This window comes from Arthrobacter sp. UC242_113 (assembly GCF_044054585.1).
GTDB lineage: Bacteria > Actinomycetota > Actinomycetes > Actinomycetales > Micrococcaceae > Arthrobacter.
Map to the genome: position 1 here is coordinate 1 of NZ_CP171969.1, position 2,119 is coordinate 2,119.

The 2,119-nt window shown below is 65.1% G+C and carries 2 pseudogenes; both read left to right on the forward strand.

The annotated features are described in order from the left end of the window. The first annotated feature begins 69 nt into the window (after positions 1 to 69). A pseudogene (istA, locus tag ACHMXB_RS21165) lies at positions 70 to 1,305 on the forward strand (IS21 family transposase). Beyond that, a pseudogene (gene istB / locus ACHMXB_RS21170) lies at positions 1,302 to 2,026 on the forward strand (IS21-like element helper ATPase IstB); the annotation flags it as partial. The pseudogenes istA and istB, both read left to right, overlap by 4 nt. Positions 2,027 to 2,119: the final 93 nt, after the last annotated feature.

The window sequence follows — 2,119 nt, forward strand, 5'->3', positions numbered from 1 at the left end:
CTGTTGACGCCAGCCGAAAATAGGGCCAAATACGCCAACTGAAAATGAGGCCACTGACCATTATGGAAGGTGATCACATCGGATGTTTGGGCGCAGATACGCCACCATACGCGACGGAGAAAATCTCCAAGAGGGAGCTGGCTAAACAGCTCGGGGTTTCCCGGGGAACGGTGGACCGAGCGTTGGAGGCGGAGTGGCCGCCGAAGTATGAGCGGAAGCCGACTGGTTCGAGCTTCGATGCTTACGCGCCGCAGGTGCGGGCCTTGTCGGCGCAGACGCCGACGATACCGGCCTCGGTACTGGCCGAACGCGTCGGCTGGACGGGCTCTGCGTCCTCGTTTCGGGACAAGGTCCGTGGACTCCGGCCCGAGTATACGCCGGCGGATCCGGTGGACCGGCTGGTCGATCAACCGGGCCAGGCGATGCAGTGCGATTTGTGGTTTCCCCATCAGCCGTTGCCGCTGGGTCACGGGCAGGAGGGCAAGCCCCCGGTGTTGGTGATGACGAGCGCGTTCTCCGGATACATCCAGGCCAGGATGCTGCCGACCCGCACGACCTTTGATCTGCTGGGCGGGATGTGGTCGCTGCTGCAGGAGGCCGGTGCAGTGCCCAAGCAGCTGGTCTGGGACAACGAATCAGGGATCGGCCAGGGGCGGCTGACCGAGCCGGCGGCGGCGTTCGCCGGCGTGCTGGGCTGCGAGATCCGGCAGTTGCCGCCACGGGATCCAGAATCCAAGGGCATCGTGGAGCGGATGAACCGTTACTTCCGCCAGGGCTTCATGCCCGGCCGGACGTTCGCGTCCCCGCTGGATTTTCAACGACCAGCTCGCGGACTGGCTGCCGCGGGCGAACGCCCGATACTCCCGGACCCGGCACGGCCGCCCGGCCGAGCTCATGGTCCGCGACAGGGAAGCGATGCGCCCGTTGACGCCGGTGGCGCCCGAGTTCGCTTTCCGCAGCAGCGTCCGGCTGCCACGGGACTACTACGTGCGGGTCTTCTCCAACGACTATTCCGTGGACCCGGGAGCGATCGGGCGGATCGTGGACGTCGAAGCAGACCTGGAAAAGGTGACGGTGAGCGCCGACGGCCGGTTGCTTGCCAGCCACGAGCGGCGGTGGGCCAGACACCAGATCTTCACTGACCCCGGGCACGTGGACAAGGCCGCCTACCTCCGACGGATCCACCGCAGCGTCAAGGCCGGACGGTCCACGGTGGTGGAGGAACGGGACCTGTCGATCTATGACGAACTTTTTGGCGTCGCCATCCCCGACGACGCCCGCGAGCTCTCCGGGGCAGGACGGTGAACGGGGCGGTGAAGGACATCGACTACTACGCCCGTGCACTGCGCGCCCCACGAATCGCCGACGGCTACCGATCCCTCGGCGACCGGGCACGGGAAGCAGGCTGGTCACACGAGGAATACCTCGCCGCCGTCCTCTCCCGCGAGGTCGCCGAACGCGAAGCCTCCGGGGCCGCCCTGCGGATCAGGGCCGCGAGGTTCCCCGGACACAAATTGCTGGAAGAGTTCAACTTCGACCACCAGCCTGCCGCGGACCGGAACCTCGTCGCTCATCTGGGCACTGGGGTCTTTCTGGAAGAAGCAAAGAACGTAGTCCTACTCGGCCCGCCCGGCACCGGGAAAACCCATCTGGCCGTCGGGATCGGAATCCGGGCCGCACGCGCCGGGCATCGCGTCCTGTTCGACACAGCGACCGGGTGGGTATCTAGACTGGCCGAAGCCCACGACCGCGGACGGCTACCCCAGGAACTGGCCAAGTTGCGCCGTTACAAGCTGCTCATCGTTGACGAAGTCGGTTACATCCCTTTCGACCAAGACTGGCCAACCTGTTCTTCCAGCTGGTCTCATCCCGCTATGAACACGCCTCCCCTGGTGCCAGCAACCTCGCCTTCAGTAGGTGGGGTGAGGTCTTCAGCGACGCGACAGTGGCCTCGGCGATGATCGACCGGATCGTTCACCACGCAGAAGTCCTGAACCTCACCGGTCACGGCTGCCGGCTCCGGAACGGAGACGAGAAGCCAGCTCAAGGCACAATGGAACAGCGACCCGTGGCCCTCTTTCAGTTGGCAAAGTGGCCCTATTTTCAGTTGGCGTTAACA